The following is a 2584-nucleotide window of genomic DNA, read 5'->3' as shown; positions in this document are numbered from 1 at the left end:
GCTCTTTCTTGTTTGCAAGTCGATTGAATTGCTCATAGGTAATCGCACTATTGCCATAAGCTGAATACACAAAAAAAGCCCATGTCCTTATGGTTGACAACCCCTGCATCTTTATCGCCTCTTGCACAGTGGTTATCATCGGTAGTTCCGGGGAGGGCCATGGGATCAGGTTGCCATCCAGCCAGAGCTGGTATTTATATGAAAGGTTTTTTGAGTAGAAAGTTTGAAAATGCCGATTTTTATATAAACGCTGGTAACATGTAAGCCCTCCAGACATACATTGAGCGATAACTTCGAGTGGCTTATAGGTATTAAAATGTTCTTGAATGAACGATATGCAGTCTTCTGAGGCATTAATTAAGGAATAAGCGGTTGCCCTTGAAAGAACTTCTAACGCCTGATCGCTGTCTGAAGGCTCTCTCGAAACGAAACGAAACGGTTGCTGTACCTGTTTTTTATACTCATCAGGGACTGCCTGCAGCATGGGTTGAGCTGCCCAACTGTGTATGGGGGTATTATGGAGAAATTCATACATGATCTGCAGGGCAGCGACTTTCTCGCTGTTTTCAACAATTTGTTTAAGCTGTTTTATTAACCGCTCCTTTTTCGATTGTGATCCAAGTTCACTATGGACCTGTTGCATTTCTTCATAGGTAATCAGCCTTGCACCATAGAATACAATAGCCAGATCTTCAGGAAAACTATGCTCATTTAGCTGACTGAGGATGGCTTCTAAATCCAAAGGGGCTGTCGGCCCTGACGGCTGGCTGAATGAAGAGTCAGATTGCTGAAATCCACCGCCATCGGCACCGCCCCCAGACGCTGAATCGCCTGATTCCTGAGGGTGGTTCCCGGTACTGCTCTGCCTTGAAGCTCTTGAGGGGGCAGCGTTAGAAGAAGATCCACTGCCCACTTTTTGCTTGCTGGCACCTTGCCCTCTTCCACTCAAACTAATAATGCCCGGAACGGAAAGGTTGTCATAATGGGTAACCTCTATTTCAGCAGGCAAGGTCAGAGAGATCAGCAGGTTATTTATAAATTCTGCATCGGGCTCATTATTTTCTCCCAGGTCAGACTTGTCCAGCATATATTGCAGATCAGTCATCCAGCACTCCCGCTGCCCGCACTGTTTTTCTATCTGTTGCAGAAAACTGAACACCCCTCTCACAGAAACGGCTTTATTGGCTACCAGCCAGCGCCAGTCTGCCTGGGTTAAATAGACGGTATGAGTGCCTTCGTCAGAGTTGATTTTCACAAGATAGGCCGGTAACTCTTCTGTCTGGGGTTCTGCATCACCTGCCCAATAGTTCATCAAGCTTTCAATCAGCAGTTCAATTGACGACTCGCTGCCTCCCGCAAACCAGGGCCGGAAACGTCGATCAAGACCATCTCCCGGCATTAAATCGACGCCCCCCTGATAAAGAGCCGGTTTATCCCAGGACTGACTGGGTGCAGGAATTAACGGGTTGGTGTTTGTAGAATCATTGAGAGTTCTGGTATAACCTTCATTGCTGGATAAGAGGTTAGATGAAAGTGATTCTCCTTCTGGGTTAATTTCAAGCAGAAGTGCCCAGCTACCGGTCACTTCTTCAACATTAATGAAACTGCCAGCACCGGCCAAATCGCCTTTTCCAATAACCCGAACAGAGCCTGAAGGTCGGTCAGGTTGCAACTGGTAACAATGGGTTTCCGAACCCATTTTATATGGGGTTGTAACGAATGTAACGGCAGGGTCTGGACTCGAGCCAGGCGATACTGGAATATGGCTGAGGCCACAGAGAGTCAGAGCAGGGGGGCGGCCTGACTCGGAATGCCAGTGAATGTCCATCTCCACAACAGTTTCATTTGAGGGCGTGGCTCCGCTAAAGAACTTCAGATATTTATGCTCTGTGGAATCAGACTGGAAAAATACAACTGAAGCCACTGCCGTACCATAGGCGAAGGAAATATACGCAGTGAACAATAACGCTGCTGGCAGACTAAGTAACGAGTTCCTTACTTTCGTGATAACTGAAGTAACTAAATCAGCAGATCTGATCATTATTGCTTATTAACTCCTCTGGTGGGTGAATCCTTTTCTTTCGGAGAAGCATTTTATGCTTGGGAGGCAGTGATAGGCATGAGGTACCCCTCGTTTTGGGGGTACTTTTTAGGGTAGGTGGGGGTACCAGTTTTAAAGACAGCAAAGTACCCCCAAAAGAACCCCCGCAATGGCATGGATTAAGTAAAACATTACAGGACTTTAGAGGACTTTAGAGGACAAAGCAAAATATCCTTAAGTCCCGCTTAACTTTGAGGTAATGAGCGAGCAGGCTGTACTTTTGGTAAGAGAGTACAGTTTTCATACACTTTACAGTCTAATCTACAGCATCAGCTTGTGTTCATAATTGTTCCGCTTCTTTTTACTCAATTCTGCGTTTGATCTGCGTTTTCAGTGCACGACTTATCCCGCAGCTAGTGCGTTCAGTTTAAAAAAACAGAGTTTTCGGTCAGCGTTATGTACTAACCGAACCTCTTTCCACATCCAGTCTTTCTGAGGCTTCCCACAACCAGTCCAGAGCTACTGTTGTTTTCACAAAATGCA

At 46.1% G+C, this 2584-nt stretch carries 1 protein-coding gene; it reads right to left on the bottom strand.

From position 1 onward, the window contains the following. A partial coding sequence (locus tag ACR2PX_RS03550) for a hypothetical protein (protein ID WP_433997984.1) occupies window positions 1-1924 on the bottom strand: 1924 nt, incomplete at its 3' end. Between the last annotated feature and the right edge of the window lie 660 nt (window positions 1925-2584).

The organism is Endozoicomonas sp. (assembly GCF_051008435.1).
Lineage (GTDB): Bacteria > Pseudomonadota > Gammaproteobacteria > Pseudomonadales > Endozoicomonadaceae > Endozoicomonas_A.
The sequence above is the reverse complement of the archived record's forward strand: the minus strand, read 5'-3'. Positions and strand labels throughout refer to the sequence as shown.